Origin of the sequence: Sorangium sp. So ce836, assembly GCF_028553905.1 — a bacterium.
GTDB classification, from domain to species: domain Bacteria; phylum Myxococcota_A; class Polyangia; order Polyangiales; family Polyangiaceae; genus Sorangium; species Sorangium cellulosum_D.
This window is the reverse complement of record NZ_CP102233.1, coordinates 14,184,405-14,200,959: the sequence shown is the minus strand read 5'-3', so window position 1 is coordinate 14,200,959 and position 16,555 is coordinate 14,184,405. Positions and strand designations below refer to the sequence as shown.

The following is a 16,555-nucleotide window of genomic DNA, read 5'->3' as shown; positions in this document are numbered from 1 at the left end:
GGATCATGAAGATTGCCATCGTGGGTGTCGGTAGGATCGGAAGCACGTTCGCGTTCCAGCTCGCGCGGGCGGGGCACGACGTGACGGTGGTCGCTCGTGGAGCGCGGCTCGCGCAGCTGCGGCGGGACGAGGCCATCGTGACCGCCGCGGGGGAGCGCGCCGCGGTCGGCGTGAGCGCCGCGCTCGACGAGGGGGCGGCGTGGGACCTCGTGCTCGTGACGGTGCTCGCGCATCAGGTGGACGAGGTGCTCCCCGCGCTGGCCGCCAGCGCGGCGAAGACGGTGATGTTCATGTTCAACACCTTCGAGCCGCTCGGCCGCCTCCGCGACGCCGTGGGCGCGGCGCGCTTCGCCTTCGGATTCCCCGCGATCCTGGCGGCCCTCGACGACGGCAAGCTGACGTCGACGATCGTCACCCGGGGCATGGTCACCCCGGTGACGGACGCGGCCTGGGCCAAGGTCTTCACGGACGCGGGTATCCCCGCCGTCGTGGAGCCCGACATGGAGAGCTGGCTGCGCGCGCATGCGGCGGTCGCCGCGCCGGTGATGGTCGCCGCCGTCACCGCGCACGCGCGCCAGGCAGGCGTGTCGTGGACCGAAGCGATGAACCTGGCGCGCGCCCTGGAGGAGGGGCTCCGCGTGGTGCGCCAGCTCGGAAACACCCTCACGCCGGCGCCGATCGCGGCGCTGAGCCGCTTGCCCACGCCGGCGGCGGCCGCGCTCGTGTGGACGCTCAGCCGGATCGAGGCGATCCGCAAGACGGGCGCCACCGGGCCCAGCGAGCCGCGCGCGCTGATCGACGCGATCGCCGCCGCGGCGCCAGGTCGAACGCCGGCGCTGCTCGCCATCCGGCCCTGAACCGGCCCTGAAGACGCCAGCGCGCGCCATCGCCTGTCGGCGCTCGGTGCAGACGGAGGACAGCGACGATCTTCATGCGGGACTCCCCGGCGCACCGTGGATGCTGTCGGACTTGGTGCGGTGGATGTCAGATCACCGTTGCCCACCACAGTTCGTCCAGCGATAGGGCCCCGTAGTCGATGCTCCCCGAGACCTCGCGCCCAAACACCTTCTCGAGAATCTCTGGCGCAACCTGATAGTCTCGCGCTCTCGTAGACTTGAATCGAATCCACGTGACGTCGCTCGGCAGCTCCGAACGCGGAACGTCGTCCCGCACTGCACCTATCGGGATGCGTGCACAGACGAGCCCCACGATTTCGGTGTCAGCGTCGAGAACCCGGCCCCACTCCTCGTCGCCAGGCTCCCAATCGACGCTGTAGCCTGGAGAGTGCGCCGCCAACGCCCGAAGGGCATTGTGGACCTTCTCGTGCGTCCACGTCCCCGATGCCGCGCGGCTGTGCCGAAAGATGTCGCTGAGATCCTGTTTCATAGAGGACGCCCCGGCGCACCGTGGATGAGACCCGTTCCGGTCAGGACACGGTTGCCCACCACAGGTCGTTCATCGACAGGTCTTCATAGTTGACGTTCCGCGATATTTTGCGTCCAAAAACCTCCTCAAGAAGCTCAGGAAAAATTCGGTAATCATGATCGTCCGCGGACCTGAATCGAATCCATGCCACGGCGCTCGGCAGCTCCGATAGCGGGACGTCGTCCCGGGCTGCGCCTATCGGGACACGCGCACAAACAAATCCCAAGACCTGATTGTCAGCATCGAGCACCCGCCCCCACTGCTCGTCGAAAGGCTCCCAGTCCACCCATGAGCCTGGAGAGTGTGCTGCCAACGCCTGAAGGACATCCTGGACCTTCTCGTGCGTCCAGGTCGCCGATGGCGCGCGGCTGTGCCGAAATACATCGCTGAGATCCTGTTTCATAAAGGACTCCCCGGCGCACCGTGAACGAAACCCGTGTCGGTGCGGTAGATGTTCAGGACGTTGGTTCTCTGACCTGTTTTATGATGCACGCCGATGAAGTCGTCGAAAACAACTCTTGCCTTTCTGCCGTTGCTTGCTGTCCACAGGTTTGCCTCGTCGGCGTAAGCCGCAGCATCAAGGACGAGTTGCTTCTCGTTCACTCCGTACAAGAACTGGCTCCTGCCGTCGGCAAGGCTGCCTGCCGTATGAGGAGCCATCCCCGGCTCGTCAAGAATGTAACGGCCGTTCGTGAGCTGCCCGTGTCTATTCCTGAAGACCCCCCTGCTGACGAGCCAACCTTCTCCCGTCGCGGCCCTCGTTGCCAAGGCTCTTCCGCTCACCGCCGTGAGTCCCTCGCCGAGCCCGACGGCCGCGCCCAGGGTGAGCACGACCGCCTTAGTCCCCGCCGCGCCCGCGGCGCGGTAGTCGCCCCCCACGGCCGCCAGGACCGTGTCCGTTCCGGCCCTCAGCGCGTGGTACAGGGGATTCACGGCGTTCAGCGCCCCGACCACGCCGTCCTCCTTGTACCCGTCCCACATCGCGGTCCCGAACTCGTAGGCGCCGTAGCCGCCGAACGTCAGCGCGCTGAGCACCAGCGACCGCCCGAGCTCGACGGTGAGCTCGCCAAGCCCTTCACCGACGCCGAGCAGGCCCTCGCCCACCACGCTGCCGACCGTGCTTTGATCCGGCGTGGATGCCACCGGCTCGGGCACGTAGCCCGAGCTCGTTCCGTAGATGTTCACGTCGACGGGAGGCGCGACGACGCCGACTTCGGCGCCCGTGGTGTTGGTATCGCTGTCGGACTGCGCCTTTTGCTCCGGGCGCTTGCCGACGGCAATCTCTTCCGGCACCCAGCCGAGCCTCTCCCACGGGATGTGCATGACGGCCGGTGGCCGTGACGCATCCAGGTCCTCCGCCGGCGCCTCCTGAAAACCGTTCGGATCCACGTACGCCAGCGGGTTGTTGAGGACGTAGCTGTACGGATTGAGGCTCTGCCCGGACAGCGGATTCGCCACGAGCGGATCCGGCGTCAAGAAGCGCCCGATCACGGGATCGTACATCCGTCCCCGCATGTTGACGAGCCCGAGCTCGTCGTCGCCCTCGTGCCCCGTGAACCCCCGCCGGACAGGGGAGCTGCCGAACGAGCCCGGAGCCGCGCTCTCCCAGGTCGGCTGGCGGCGCTTGCCCCACGCCTGGTAACTGCGCCGCTCGTGCACGCCGCCCGAGGCGTCCGTGATCACGTCGATCGAGCCCAGGTTGTCGCGATGCAGGTACAGCGTCGTGCCCGGCGCCCCCGCGACGCGCGTCACGAGCGCCACCGGGCGCCCCTTCACCAGCACGGAGTACCGGTGCTCGACGCTCGGCTCGCCAGCTTCCGGAGCGAGCCGGGTGACCCGCTCGTACAGGTCGCCCACGTAGAGGGTCACCTCGTCCGGCGTCGTCTTCCGGATGCGGTTCTGATCGCCGTCGTAGTCGAGCTCGATCGTCGCGCCGCCGTCGAGCGTGAACGTCTCCGGCTTGTCGAACGGCGTGTACGAGACCGTCGCGCCGGGCCTCGAGATCTGGTTGCCGACGGCGTCATAGCCGTACAATCTGTCCCCCGCCTGGACCACCGCGTGCGGCTGGTCGGGGTCGTACGCGTACGTGCCGATACCCAGCTTGGAGTCGATGTTGCCATTCGGCGCGTACGTGTTCTCGAACAGGCAACGGCGCAGATGGCGGAGCTGCGAGCACCTCAGGCGATCGAGCTCGTCGTAGATGAAGTACTCCGTCTTCGTCTGGCGTAGGTCCTTCCTGGTCTCGAGGTTGAGCCTGTTGTCGTACGTGTACGCCAGGTTCTGGATCTCCACGGCGTCCTTCGTCGTGCGCAGGCTCTCCAGGCGGTTCTTCGTCGCGTGGTACGAGCGCTCGGTGACGACGCCGTTGCCGAACTCCTCGGTCCGGATCCTCCCGGCCCGGTCCGTCTCCTTCAGCTCCCAGTACGGATCGCCGGTCTCGGCGTTTCGCGCCTCGAGGACGTGGCCGTGCGGATCGAGCTCGTAGAGGACCGAGAACGGCTCCCCGCCGTCGCCCGCGGGGTACGAGATGAGGTTGAGCTGGTTCGAGGGGGTATAGCCGAAGGTCGTCGTGAACGTCTCGCCCTCGAGCGCCAGCCGCTTGGTCTCGAGCCGCCCGAGCGGGTCATAGGTGTAGGTCGTCTTGTGATGCTCGGGGCTCTCGACCTCGGCGATCTTGCCCTTGCCCGTCGCCCCGCGGTCCCACGTCCACGTGGTGCGGTAGGTGCTTTCGCTGCCCTCCTCCTTGTCGATGCGCGCCGTCATGCGGCCCAGGCGATCGTACTCGAACCAGCGCTCCCGCCCCAGCGCGTCCTTCGCGTACGTCGGCAGCCCGAACCCGCTGGTGTGCGTGATCGTCTCGCCGCGATCGGGATCCGTGAACTTTCGCACGCGGCCGTAGGCGTCACGCTCGGTCGTCGTCACCGCGTCGCCCGGATCGGTCACGGTCCACAGCCCGCCGAACGGTCCGTAGCTATAACGCGTCTCCCCCGCCATCGCGTCGGTGATCGACACCGGCCGGCCGAGCGCGTCGTTCTTGATGATGGTCGTCACGCCGCGTGGACCGATCACCTCGACGGTCGTCCTCCGGTACCTGTACATCGTCGTGGTGCCCCACGGCGTCCGGTGCGTCTTGATGCGACCCATGCCGTCGTAGGTGGTTTCGTCGTAGCGCAGCGCATCGCGCGGCGTGTCCTCGCCGGCGGGCAGCGATCGTCGCGCTACGTGCTCGCCCAGCGCATCGAAGACGATCTCCTGCATGACGCGCTCGTCGGCGCCGGCGCCCACGTCGGGGCGATGCGTCCACCACCGGACCGGACGCCCGAGGCTGTCGAGCTCGACAGTGTCATCGCGACCGCCTATCTCCTGCGTTCGCACCTTCACGTTCCACTCGGTGCCGGACGCGCCGCCGTCCTTCGTCCGCGTGAACGTGGTGATCACCTCGTCCTCCTCGCCCGGCCGGATCTCTTTCGTGACGCGCCCGAAGCCATCGATCGCCCAGCGCGTGACGAGGTGGTTCGGATCGACCAGCGCCGTCCTGACGCCGAGGCCGGGGTCGAACTTCATCCGCGTGACGTGCCCCTCCGCGTTCGAGCGCGCGTACGGGAAGATGCGCTCTTCGTCGTACGAGATGCAGGAGTTGCGGCGCGCGCCGAACGCGTCGACGGAGCGGGTGATCCTCAGGTTGCCGTACACGTCGCGCGTGTACGTGAGGTGGAGCTCCGTCTGCGGGTCGCCCTCGGTGCCGACGGACTCCCGGATGACCTGTCCGCGCGTGTTGTACGTGCGCGACATCGTGCGGCACTGGTCGATCCCCGAGGCGCTGCTGCACTCGTTCACGGAGTCCAGCTTGCCGATCAGCCAGGCAGCGGTGTCGTTCGTGTACTTCCGCTTGACCAGGAGCGAGAAATCGGCCCCCGTCGTAGACGACGACTCGGCGAGGATGTTGCCGAACTCGTCGTAGTCGCCATAGCCGATCGTCGCGTCGCTCATGAGGATCGGCGGGAACCCCGCCCGGTCGATCGCGTACGCCTCCAGGCTCTGCCCTCCGGCCGGTGAGTACGTTCCCTGTCCCCTGACGTCCCTGCGGAAGACCGGCAACGTGAAGTACGTGCGGCCACCGTTCGTCTTGACGGTCTGGATCAGCGAGCTCGTCTGCGAGAGCTCGACGATCCCGGAGGGCGCTTGGTCATGAGTCTCGGGAGGGCTGTAGCGCACCTCCCGCATGACCTGGCGCGCGTACGGGAAGACGTTGAGGTCCTTGTCGAACGTCACGTTGTCGTAAAACTCCACGGTCCCGGAGCCGGTGTCGAGATCGCGCACGATCCGCTTGCCGAAGCCGAGGAAGCCACGGCCGAGCCGGTGGTAACGGCCGTTCCTGTAGGCGACCTCGAAGCGCCGCTCGGCGTTCGCGCCGTTGTTGAGCGTGTAACCGCTGACCACCGCCCGCGGGCCGAGGGCGCAGCGGAGCGGGTAAGCGCACTCCTCCTCGACGGCGTTCTCCATCGGGTTGTAAATCTTCTGCTCGTCCGGCAGCGGCGACAACCCGTCCCAAGCGTGCGGTGACGACAGGTGGCTGTAGGTGATCGTCACGTTCGGCAGGAAGCCGGGGTCGTCCGGATCGAGCGAGTTCATCCCGTCGGTCACGCTCGCGAGGAGATCCTCGTCCTTGAGCAGGTTCGGGAAGATGCGGAAGAAACGTCCCACCGACATCAGCACATCCTGGACGCCGTCGCCGTTCAGGTCCGTCACCCGCGGAGCTTGCGCGTGGGCGAGCGTGACCTCGGAATCGAGCATGAGGGGCTCGACCGGCAGGTGCGAGTCCACCAGCGTGAAGGTGCCGTCTCCGACCCTTCCCGTCGACTCGAGGATCATCCACGCGGGCACCCCGCCCGGCTCCGCCATCGGCATGAGCAGGTCCTGGCGGCCGTCGTCGTTCCAGTCGATCGGCACGGCGAGGTTCGCGAACCGGTCGGCCTCGAGCCAGAGTTCGGGCAGGCTGTTCACGGCAGCGGCGAACCCGTCGCCGGTGTTCACGTAGGTGCGCAGCTGCCGGTCCGGAAGGCCGGTCTGGACCGCGTCGGGCAGGCCGTCGCCGTTCACGTCGAGGAAGAGCATGCGGCCGCCGGGGAGCCGGACCGGGAGGCCGGTCGGGGTGATCGACCACGCGCCCGGGCTCTGGTACGTCACCGCGTCGTACGTGGTGCCGAAGGTCACCGTCACGTCGTCGAGCCACACCGCCGTGTGCACGAGCAGATCGATCTTGCCGTCGCTGTCCGCGTCCACCGTGTGCAGGTCCGCGTTGCACGGGTACGCGTACAGCGCGGGGATCGGGCTCGGCGTGGGCTCGAACCCGGGCCCCTCTGGGCCGCTGGGGCGCCAGATGTGCACCCACCAGGCCGTGCTGATGCCGTCATCGCCGCACTGGATGAGGTCGGAGACGCCGTCGCCGTCGACGTCAGCCAGGTGTGCCGAATGTGTCGCGGTCTTGATGCTGCCCGGCGTCCACGGCGAGAGCAGCGGGTACATGCGAGCGACCTCGGTGTCGAGGCGCTTGAAGTTGCCCTCGCGCTCCGCGAGGAGGACGTGCCAGTTCGGCCATCGACCCTGCAGGTCGTGCATGAAGATGTCGGTGAGCCCATCTTGATTGTAGTCGATCGGCGTGCCGACTTCGGGCTGGAAGGGCGTGTCCGGATCCAGGTGAGTGACCTCGGCCACCAGCCTGTCCACGTTGAAGGCGGTCGAGACCCCCTCCGACAGCCGGTTCGGAGCGAGGAACCAGGTGGTCAATGGCACCTCGACGCCCTCGTACATCGCGAGCTCGTCGTCGGACATCACGATGTCGTCGAGCCCGTCGCCCGTCGCGTCCATCAGCATGCTGCTGCCGCGATCGGACGTGGGGACCTCGAGCGGCGTCGCCAGCCAGGTGAACCCCTTCGTGCCGTGGTGCCACCCGAAGCGGGTCGGCGGCTTGCACACGCCGTCCCAGGCGCACTCCTCGACGTGCTGGAGCAGCCGCCGCCCTGTCGCGGGCGCGTCGTCGAAAGAGAAGTGATAATTCCGGACGATCGCGTCGCCCGGCCCGAGCATCCGGATCTCGTCGAGGCGCCACGAACTGCGGAGCTCCATCCCGCGCGAGTAGAGCACGCGCCCTCCCCACTGCGGCGCGCCGTACACGAACTCGACGGCGCGCGTCGCCGGGGCCGACGGATGACCGGTGTAATCGATCCGCAGCGGCGCGTGCTCGACGGTGTACTTCTCCGTCGGGTGCTCCGCGCTCTTGTACCGAGTGTCCATCGTGTTTCCGTAGCGGTCGCTCACGCGCGTCACCCACCACGCGCGGACGACACCGAGTTTGGCCATGACCCGGCCGCTCGGCTCGCTCCCGTACTCGATGATCCGCCCTGACTTCGTGTACGCGCGGAGGTACATCGGGCCCTTTTCCCAATCCCAGCCTTCATAGCTGGCGATCACCTTGGTAAAGGTATCGGGGAACGTGCGGTACTCCACGAGATCCCCCGCCCTGCCCACCTCGACCAAACGCTTCCCGTCGAGGCAGAGCGCATCGTCTTGATCGTAATGAACGGCCCGAATCTCGCCGTCCTGCGCGATCGTGCGCGGGCACCGCGTCACCGCGGACAGCCCCGTCACGGAGAACCCCATGCCGAGCACGCCCTCTCCGCCCGAGCTGTCGTAGCTCGCAAGCGGCGAGGCATAGCCCCGCGAGCGAAAAGTGATGCTTTCGCCGGGCCGTGGCACGGCGTGACATCGCGAAATCGTGCGCGGCCGAAGGCGCACGTGTGCGCCGTCTCCTGTGAATGCTCATGAGATATGCCTGTTCTTGACGTTTCTCGCTGACGTCCGGCGGCGTGAAGCACACCCGCGCCGCACCCCGCCCGCTCCGCGGTCGAGCGTCTCGCCTCGTCGCCTCTGGGCCACCCCGAACGGGCCGTCGGCCGCGTGACGCGCGCCTATGGCAAGAGGGGGGCCAGAATGCGTGGCGACCACGCTGCGCGGCGTGAGGCAGCAGACACCGCCTCGAAGGCGGCGAGGCGGCGTCGCCCGGGGACGTGCTCCTTTGCGGAAGTGCGCAAGCGCTTGCGGGAGGACGCCAACCCGGGCTCCGCGCCGTGCGGGGGCCGGGAGGCAGGCAGCTCAGCTGCCCCGCTGAGACCGGATCCGGTCCCCAGGCCATGCGCAGCTCTCCCCGAGAGACCGGATCCGGTCTCCAGGCCATGCTCAGCTGCTCCCGAGAGACCGGATCCGGTCTCCAGGCCATGCTCAGCTGCTCCCGAGAGACCGGATCCGGTCTCCAGGCCATGCTCAGCTGCCCCCGAGAGACCGGATCCGGTCTCCAGGCCATGCTCAGCTGCCCCCGAGAGACCGGATCCGGTCTCCAGGCCATGCTCAGCTGCCCCCGAGAGACCGGATCCGGTCCCTCGGGCATGCTCAGCTGCCCCCGAGAGACCGGATCCGGTCCCTCGGGCATGCCAGCTGTCCCGCCGAGACCGGATCCGGTCGCTCAGGCCAAGCTCGACTATCCCGGCAGACCGGATCCGGTCGCCGCAGGCAGCTCCGCTCCCCCGAGGGGCTGGAAGAGCCAGCCCCCAGGCCATGCCCAGCTGCCCCGGCGAGCGCCGAGCGCCGCGGCGGCGCCGGAGAAGGCGCCCCCTCACAAAACCAGGGAACGCGACCGAAGCAAGGCGCAGATCAGCGCAGGACCCCGCGCCCCCTACTGCCCGCCGGGCACGCAGATCGCCGTCGCCGAGCCGGCGCCCATGCACGAGAAGCCCGCCGCGCAGTCGGTGTTCGCGGCGCACGGGAAGGCGCACTTGCCCACGGCCGTGTTGCACTTGTGCGTGCCGCAGACCATGTCGTTCGTACACGGGAGCGCGAGCGGGCTCGGCTGCGCCGTCGTCGCCGGAGCGGTCGTGCCCGGCTGCTGATACTGCCCCGGCTGCTGGTACTGCCCCGGCTGCTGATACTGCCCCGGCTGCTGATACTGCCCGGGCTGCTGATACTGCCCGGGCTGCTGGTACTGCCCCGGCTGCTGGTACTGCCCCGGCTGCTGGTACTGCCCCGGCTGCTGGTTGTAGGCGTTGTACTGCTGGCTCGACGGATCCTCGGCCTCGCTGCCACGGCACGCGGAGGACAGGAGCCCGAGGCCTCCGAGAGCAACGACGACCGCCGCGGCAGAGCGCACGCTGGTGAACCACATGGATCGCTTCATCAAGGTCTCCCGCAGATGCGGGGCTTTCCCCGCGTGAGCAGCGGGCCGGTACCGACCCGCCGCTGAGTCTGAGCCCCGGCCCCCGGAGGAGCAACGGCAGGCCCTTCGCCGGCGAGCGCCGCGTCGCGGGCCCGCTGGACGCGAGCGTACCCCCGGTCGGCGGCCACGCGCCCCCCAAAATGAAGGCGCCACCGCGCGCTCACCGCGGCGCAGCATCCTTGCAGCAACGAAACCCCTGCTCGTAGCCGTAATCCTCTTCCTTGTGGAACCCCACCGTCGGGCGGCATCGGCCGCGCATCGGGCCCCACCAGCCGCCCTTGAGCCCGCTCCGCTCCGGGGACTTGCGGCCCGGCCGCACGACCCACTCGTTGATGTTGCCGTTGAGGTCGTAGACGCCGAACGGCGACACGCACGCCGGCATCGAGCCGGCCGGGACGCGCTGATCGAGCCGCTCGAGCTCCGCCTTGCACTTGGGGTGCCGCATGCACCGCTCGTAACGGTAGAGCGCCAGCTCGCGCTGGCGGAACGGCCGGTCGATGTTGCACTTCGTCGCGTCGCGCACGAACCCGTACGTGTACGGGAGCATCTCCTCGCCCTCGCAGGCGAAGTTGAACTCGTCCTCGGTGCAGAGGCGCTTGCCGACGCCCTCGCACGCCTTGACCGCCTCGCGCCACGAGACGAGCAGCGCAGGGAGCTCGCCCTTCTTGTTGGGCCACTCGTACCGGTCGACGCAGTAACGCATCGGCGCGCGCTTCTTCGAGAGGCACGCGGTCGGCTGCTTGTACTCGAGGCAGCGCTCGCTGACGCTTGTCGAGCCCTCCACCTCGCCGTACGGGTTCGCCCGCCGCGCCTGGTCCTTCTCGAACTCCTTGTGGTGCTTGAGGCAGATCTGCTCGACGAGGGGGCAGTAGTCGCCGTCGACGAGGACCATGTCGTCCGGACACCCCGCCGAGCTGCCAGGCAGCCCGGCGTCCGACACGCCGCCGTCGGGCGACGCCGCCGCTGCCGCGCCATCGAGGGCCGCGACGGCGTCGGGCAGCCCCGCGGCGTCGGACAGCCCTGCGGCGTCGGACAGCGTCGCGGCGTCGGACAGCTCCGCGGCGTCCGGCGGCTCCGCGGCGGCGCCGTCGGGTGGCGCGGGCTCGGCGGGCGCCGCCGCGCGGGCGCTCGCGGGCGCCGCGGGCGCCGCGGCGTCGGTCGCGGCGGGCTCGCGGCGATCGCAGCCGAGGATCGCGGCCGCGAGGCCGCACAGCAGGACGAGGCCCCCCGCGCAGCGCCGACAGAGGGCCCTGCGCCGCCGGCGCGGGGCGGCCGGCGGCGCGATGCGGCGGGGGCGCCGGCTCATCGGCCGGGGGCGGGGATGACCTTGAGCGGCACCCGGGTGCCGCCGCGCTCCACCTCGATCACGACCTCGCGGCCCGGCTCGAGCTCGCCGAGCGCGAACATGAAGTCGTGGATGTTGGTGATCGCGTGGGCGCCGATGCGCACGATCACGTCCCCCGCCTGCATCCCGGCGCGCGTGGCCGGCGCGTCGGGCCGCACGCCCGTGAGCTTCACGCCGGGCCCCTGGTACGCGTAGTCCGGCATCGTGCCGAGCGACGCGCGGAAGCCGCGGCGCATGCTGCGGTGAGGGTCGGCCGGCGGGTCGGTGAAGGCCATCCGCGCGTCGCGCTGCGCGAGGGCGAGCGCCATCCGCGCCGCGAGCACGGCGCAGCGCGAGACGCCCGCGGCGTCGATCTTGTCCGCCGTGTCGCTCGGCCGGTGGTAGTCCTCGTGGACGCCCGTGAACAGGAAGGCGACCGGGACGCGCGACGCGGTGAACGACGTGTGATCGCTCGCGCCGAACCCCTCGACGCCGAACTGGAGCGCGAGGCCGAGCCCGCGGGCGGCGCCGTCCACGATCGGCTTCCAGTCGGGCGAGGTGCCGAGGCCGTCGACGAGGAGCTTGTCCTCCCGCATCCGGCCGACCATGTCCGCGTTGATCATCGCCACGATGGACTTCGTCCCCTCGAGCGGCGCCGGCGGGTGATCGACGAAGTGGCGCGAGCCGAGGGTGCCGAGCTCCTCGGCGCCGAACGCGATGAACAGCAGGTTGCGGTCCGGCCGCGCGGGGAGCGCGGCGAACCGCCGCGCGACCTCCAGGAGCATCGCGGTCCCGGAGGCGTTGTCGTCGGCGCCCGGGTGCACCGCGTGCACGCCGGGCGCGCGCGAGTACGAGTTGCCCCCGTGGCCGAGGTGATCGTAGTGGGCGCCGATGACGACGTACTCGCCGGCGTGCGGTGAGCCATCCCGCGCCGGGAGCAGGCCGATCACGTTCCCCGCCTGCGCCATCCGCGGGGTGACCTTGGTCGTGATCTCGACGGTGGTGCCGGCGAGCGGCTTCGGCCCAGGGGCCTTCGCCGGGGCCTGCTTCGCGGCCGCGGGCTTCGCGGCGGCCTGCTTCGCGGCCTCGGGCTTCGCGGGCGGCGGAAGCCCCGCCGTCGGGAAGAGCGCCCGGGCCGCGGAGCGCGTGATCACCACGGCCGGGATGCCCATGCTCGCCGCGTCGTCCGACACCCGCGGGAGCTCGTCGCCCGCCGCGACGAGGATCACGCCGGCGGCCTTGTGCTCGCGGGCGGTGCGGAGCTTGTAGCGGACGCTGCCGAAGTCGCGGAGCGCGTCGGCCGGCCGCGAAGACGACCCGTGATGCGGATCCGCGTGCGCTGCGCCATGCGGGTCGGCGTGCGCCGCGCCGCCGTGCGGATCTGCCTTCGCCGCGCCGCCGTGCGGGTCTGCCTTCGCCACGCCGCCGTGCGGGTCTGCGTGCGCCGCGCCGCCGTGCGGGTCTGCCTTCGCCGCGCCGCCGTGCGGGTCTGCCTTCGCCGCGCCGCCGTGCGGATCTGCCTTCGCCGCCCCCGCCTGCGGCGCCGCCTCCGCGCCGTCGCCCAGCGTGGGCACGCCGTCGAGCACGACCGCGATCTTCCCCTCGATGTCGCGGCCGCCGTAGTCGTCCCAGGAGAGCGCCGGCGCGGTCACGCCGTGGCCCACGAGCACCGCCGCCCCCGAGGCCGTGCCGCTCGCGCTCCCGTCGGCCGTGACCAGCTTGCCGGCCTCGACGCTCTGCTTCCGGCCCGCGCGCTGCACCGCGAGCGCCGCAGGCGCCACGTCGGCGCCCACCCGCGCGTCGAACACCTGCAGGTACGCGTTCGCGTCGCCCCCCTGCCCGCCCAGCGGCGAGAGCTTGAGCTCGTCGAACCTGCGCGCGATGAACTCGGCCGCGAGCTCGGCGCCCGGCTCGCCGGTGGCGCGCCCCGCGAGCTCGGGCGACGCGAGGTACGCGACGTCCGCCTTGATCCGCGCCTCCGCGGCGGGGTCGAGATCGATCGAGGCCGGCGCGGCGGGCGCCGCGGCGGCGGCCGGCGACGAGGCCGGCGGCGCGGCCGCCTCGCGGGGCGGCGCGGCCGGAGGCGCGCACGCCCCGAGCGCGGCGAGCAGCCCCGCGACGAGGCCCGGGCGGAGCCCCGCCGCGCGCGGCGCGCGCGCCGCGGCGCGCCCGGCGGTCACCACGGCGCGGCCTTCTGCGCCGCGCGGACCAGCTCGAGCGCACGGCGCCCGATGTACTCCTCCACGTCGGCCGGCGCGATGTGCCTGTCCTTCGCGAAGTCGAACTCGCGCGGCTTGCCGTCGCCGAAGGTGACCCGGACGATCGCCGACTCCCGCAGGAGCTCGAGCGCCAGGCTGAACTCGCCGAGCGCGAGCCGGTGCTTGTCCGGCTCCTGCGAGAGCGCGACCGGCTGCCCCTTGTCCTGCAGCCTCTCGTGCGCGAACTTCAGCGACTCGGCCCCCTGCGACACGGCCGACTCCGCGGCCGCGAGCGCCTCGGCGACCCGCTTCTTGTGCCGCGCGAGCTCCTCCGACTCGCGCTCCGCCTTCGATTTCACGGCCTCGATGAGCTCATCACGCCAGGTAGCCACAGTGCACCTCGGCGCGAACACTCTTCCGAAACGCGCGCTTTGTCCAGCCCGACACGCGCCGGCCGCCCGTCGTCCGGCCCGCCCGACGCGCCGGGCGCGGGCTCGCCCGCGCAACCTCGACAAAAACAGGAAGCCCGGGATCCCCGGGGAGGACGGCCTCCCTCGAGAGCTCCCGGGCCCCTCGCCCGATCGCGCAGGCGCGCGCCGCTACTGCACGTCGGCGCCCCCGGCCTTGGCCGGGGCGAGCGCGCTCAGGTCCTCGGCCACGGTGGCCTTCGGGTTCATGAGCTCGTGGAACGCGCGCTTCGCGAGCGCGCCGGTGTCGCCCGGCTCGTGCCGCAGGGCCATGAGCGCGCCCTTCTCCTTCATGAACTTGAGCGTGTCGATCGCGCCCTTCTTCTGCTCGCCGTCGCCGCTCTTGGCCGCCTGGTAGAGCCGGTAGCGCAGGACGACGCGCGTCTCGGAGTGCGGGCCGTTGTCGTACTTCAGGTTGTCGAACTGGGCCTGGAGCCGCTGCCGCGCCCACTCCTGCGGCGCGTCCGCGACCTTCACCCGCGTGATCGCCTCGGCGTTCGCGACGTACCGGTAGAGGTTGCCGCGCTTGAAGTCCTCGTCCGACCAGTAGCCGAACGCGCGGTAGTAGTGGTCCTTGAGGTCGTCGAGCGCGCCCTTGTCGAAGTCGGCGTACATCGCGACCGTCCGCGCCGCGGTGTCGCTCGTGCCGCCGAGGATGAGCGAGAGCGCCGCGGCGTTCCGGACCTCGACGTCCTTGAGCTTCTCGAAGAGCTGGCCCTGCGCCGCCTCGTCGAAGCCGCCGATGCCGATGGCGCGCGCGATGGCCATGCGCACCCCGGGCTCGACGTCGGCCGTGAGCAGCGGGACGAGCTCGCCGGCGGCCCCGGGCACCGGCCGGAGCGCGAGCGCGGACGCGTAACAGGCGCCGATGAGCTGCTTGCGCGGCTCCTTCTTGCTCGCGAAATCCTTCGCCTTCTTCGCCACCTCGACCATCGTCTTGTCGTCGGCGCACCAGGCGAGCGCCTCGCACGCGGCCTGGCGGGCCTCCTCGTGCCACGTCTCGTCCTCGATGAGCTTCGTCAGCGGCTCGACCGCGCGCGGGTCGCCCCACTCGGCGAGCCCCTGCGCCGACCCGTAGGCGACCGCGCGCAGCGCCATGCCGAGCATCGCGAGCCCCGCGCCCTGGAGCCCGTCCTGGGTGATGTCCATCTTCGGGTCCTTCTTCCGCTTGAACTGCTCGAGCAGCCGCGGGAAGGAGGGCTCGTCCTTCATGCGCCCGATGTACCGGAGCGCGCTCTGCGCGGTCTCGAACGCCGCCGGGAACGGCGGCAGCTGCCCCTCCTTCGGGAGCGGGTCCGTCGGGAAGGCCCAGTCGCGCATGTCCTTCAGGATCTTCTCGGAGCGGATCGTGGCGAGGAAGCGCAGGCCGTTCGCGTGCGGCTGCGGGCGATCCTTGAGCCACAGGATGACCGGCGACTCGGCCGCGGCCTTGAGCTCGGCGGCCTTGTCCGCGTGGATCACGGCGAGGTCGGCGAGCATGCGGGCGCCGACGACGCGCGGCAGGTCGGTGCGCGACAGGTGCCCGCCCTCGTCCGCCTCCCAGAACTTCTCGAGCTTGTAGAGCTTGAGCGGGTCGGCCAGCATCCGCTCGCCGATGTACTTGGCGCCGCGGATGTCGCCGATCTCGGCGAGCCGCGTCCCCGCCTCGCCCTGCCAGTGCAGCGGCGGCTTCTTCGCCTCGATCCACTTCACGAGCGGGTCGGCCGCGCGCGGATCGGCGAGCTCGCGCAGCATCTCCATGATCTGCTTGGTCTGGAACCAGGTCGTCTCCTCGGGATCCGACTTCACGCTGTCGAGCGCGAGGACGAGCCCCTCGCCGCCGATGCCGTCGCGCAGCGCCTCGAGGAAGCGCTGGCGGTTCTCCTTGTCGGCGTTCGTGAGCGCCTCGAGGAGCGGGGCGCGCGCGGTCTCGTCGCCGATGCGCCCGAGGCCGTTCGCGGCCTCGCGCGCGACCTCGACGTCCTTGTCCTTCACGAGCGTGATCAGCGTGCTCGTCCACTTGGGCTCGGCGTTGCGCGACAGGACCGTCGCGACGAGCTGCCGCACCGACGCGCTCTCGTCGCTCGCGAGCTTCGCGAGCTCGTCGAGCGGCACGAGGCCGGCGAGCTTCTCGGGATCGAAGGCGATGCCGCCGCCGAGCCGCTCGACCTTCGAGAGGAACCCCTTGCGGTACTGGTCCATCGCGTCCTTGAACGCGGCCGGCTCCTTGAGCTCGACGAGGGCCCAGACGAGCTGGGGCCGGTCGCTCTCGTCCGCGACCTTGAGCGCCTCGAGCAGCGCGGGCTTGGCGCCGTCGGCCTTGGGCGAGCCGTAGTAGGCGAGCACCTGCGCGGCGACGCCCTTCACGCGGTGGTCCTGGAGCGAGAGCGCCGTCGTCGCGTGCGTGACGCCCTCGGGGTCGCCGGCCCACGCGAGCTGCATGAGCGCCTCCTGCTGGAGCGAGGGCTCGGCGTTGGAGGCGGCCCACTTCCGCCAGAGGGGCAGCTGGTCCTTCTTCGGCAGGACGAAGATGTTCTTCTTCTCCTTGGAGATGGCGTCGACCGTCATCTTCTGGCTGTCCTGCTTGACGCCGAACCAGATGGCGCCCGCGGCGCCGAGCGCGAGGAGGAGGCCGACCACGATCGACACCGGGCTGAACCGGCCGCGCTTGAAGTTGCCGTCGTCCGCGAAGCCGCCGCCGGCGGGCGCCGGCGGGGCTCCGGGCAGATCGTTGTCATCGGGGGGCCACTTGGCCGCCCGCTTGGCCGGGGGGAGCCCGGGCGGCGGGCGCCGCCCGCGGGGCCCCGCGGGATTTTCTCGTGAAAGATTCGGACGATCCAGCATGGTTCCTCCAGCGCGCGGGCGACGACGTGACCCGGACGGCGGTGGCAGCGCG

At 70.7% G+C, this 16,555-nt stretch carries 9 protein-coding genes; 1 reads left to right on the top strand and 8 read right to left on the bottom strand.

Annotated elements, in window-relative coordinates; genetic code table 11:
* Positions 1 to 5: 5 nt before the first annotated feature.
* Positions 6 to 857 carry a ketopantoate reductase family protein gene (locus NQZ70_RS51875; protein WP_129580838.1) on the top strand — a complete coding sequence of 284 codons (852 nt, stop codon included), beginning with the start codon at positions 6 to 8 and terminating at the stop codon, positions 855 to 857.
* A 127-nt stretch (positions 858 to 984) separates the two neighbouring features.
* Here NQZ70_RS51875 and NQZ70_RS51870 read toward each other — a convergent pair whose 3' ends face one another.
* The 8 genes from NQZ70_RS51870 to NQZ70_RS51835 all read right to left on the bottom strand — a co-directional run bounded on the left by NQZ70_RS51870 (position 985) and on the right by NQZ70_RS51835 (position 16,503).
* Positions 985 to 1,386, bottom strand: a complete 402-nt coding sequence (locus NQZ70_RS51870) for a hypothetical protein (protein ID WP_129580837.1) — start codon at positions 1,384 to 1,386, stop codon at positions 985 to 987.
* Positions 1,387 to 1,426: 40 nt separating this feature from the next.
* Positions 1,427 to 1,828: a hypothetical protein gene (locus tag NQZ70_RS51865; RefSeq protein ID WP_129580836.1), complete on the bottom strand. Its 402-nt coding sequence runs from the start codon at positions 1,826 to 1,828 to the stop codon at positions 1,427 to 1,429.
* Complete coding sequence (locus tag NQZ70_RS51860) at positions 1,825 to 8,085, bottom strand: RHS repeat-associated core domain-containing protein (RefSeq protein WP_272827363.1); 6,261 nt, start codon at positions 8,083 to 8,085, stop codon at positions 1,825 to 1,827. The genes NQZ70_RS51865 and NQZ70_RS51860 overlap by 4 nt, the downstream gene beginning before the upstream one ends.
* 1,069 nt (positions 8,086 to 9,154) lie before the next feature.
* On the bottom strand, positions 9,155 to 9,640 hold the full coding sequence (locus NQZ70_RS51855; protein WP_207217689.1) for a hypothetical protein: 486 nt from the start codon (positions 9,638 to 9,640) through the stop codon (positions 9,155 to 9,157).
* 211 nt (positions 9,641 to 9,851) lie between these two features.
* A complete protein-coding gene (locus NQZ70_RS51850) occupies positions 9,852 to 10,997 on the bottom strand; it encodes an SUMF1/EgtB/PvdO family nonheme iron enzyme (RefSeq protein WP_129580833.1) in 1,146 nt (381 codons plus the stop codon).
* On the bottom strand, positions 10,994 to 13,198 hold the full coding sequence (locus NQZ70_RS51845) for a M20/M25/M40 family metallo-hydrolase (RefSeq protein WP_129580832.1): 2,205 nt from the start codon (positions 13,196 to 13,198) through the stop codon (positions 10,994 to 10,996). Before NQZ70_RS51845 ends, NQZ70_RS51850 begins: the two co-directional genes overlap by 4 nt.
* Positions 13,192 to 13,572, bottom strand: a complete 381-nt coding sequence (locus NQZ70_RS51840; RefSeq protein WP_129582084.1) for a hypothetical protein — start codon at positions 13,570 to 13,572, stop codon at positions 13,192 to 13,194. Before NQZ70_RS51840 ends, NQZ70_RS51845 begins: the two co-directional genes overlap by 7 nt.
* Positions 13,573 to 13,812: 240 nt before the next feature.
* Positions 13,813 to 16,503: a HEAT repeat domain-containing protein gene (locus tag NQZ70_RS51835; RefSeq protein ID WP_272827359.1), complete on the bottom strand. Its 2,691-nt coding sequence runs from the start codon at positions 16,501 to 16,503 to the stop codon at positions 13,813 to 13,815.
* Positions 16,504 to 16,555 lie beyond the last annotated feature (52 nt).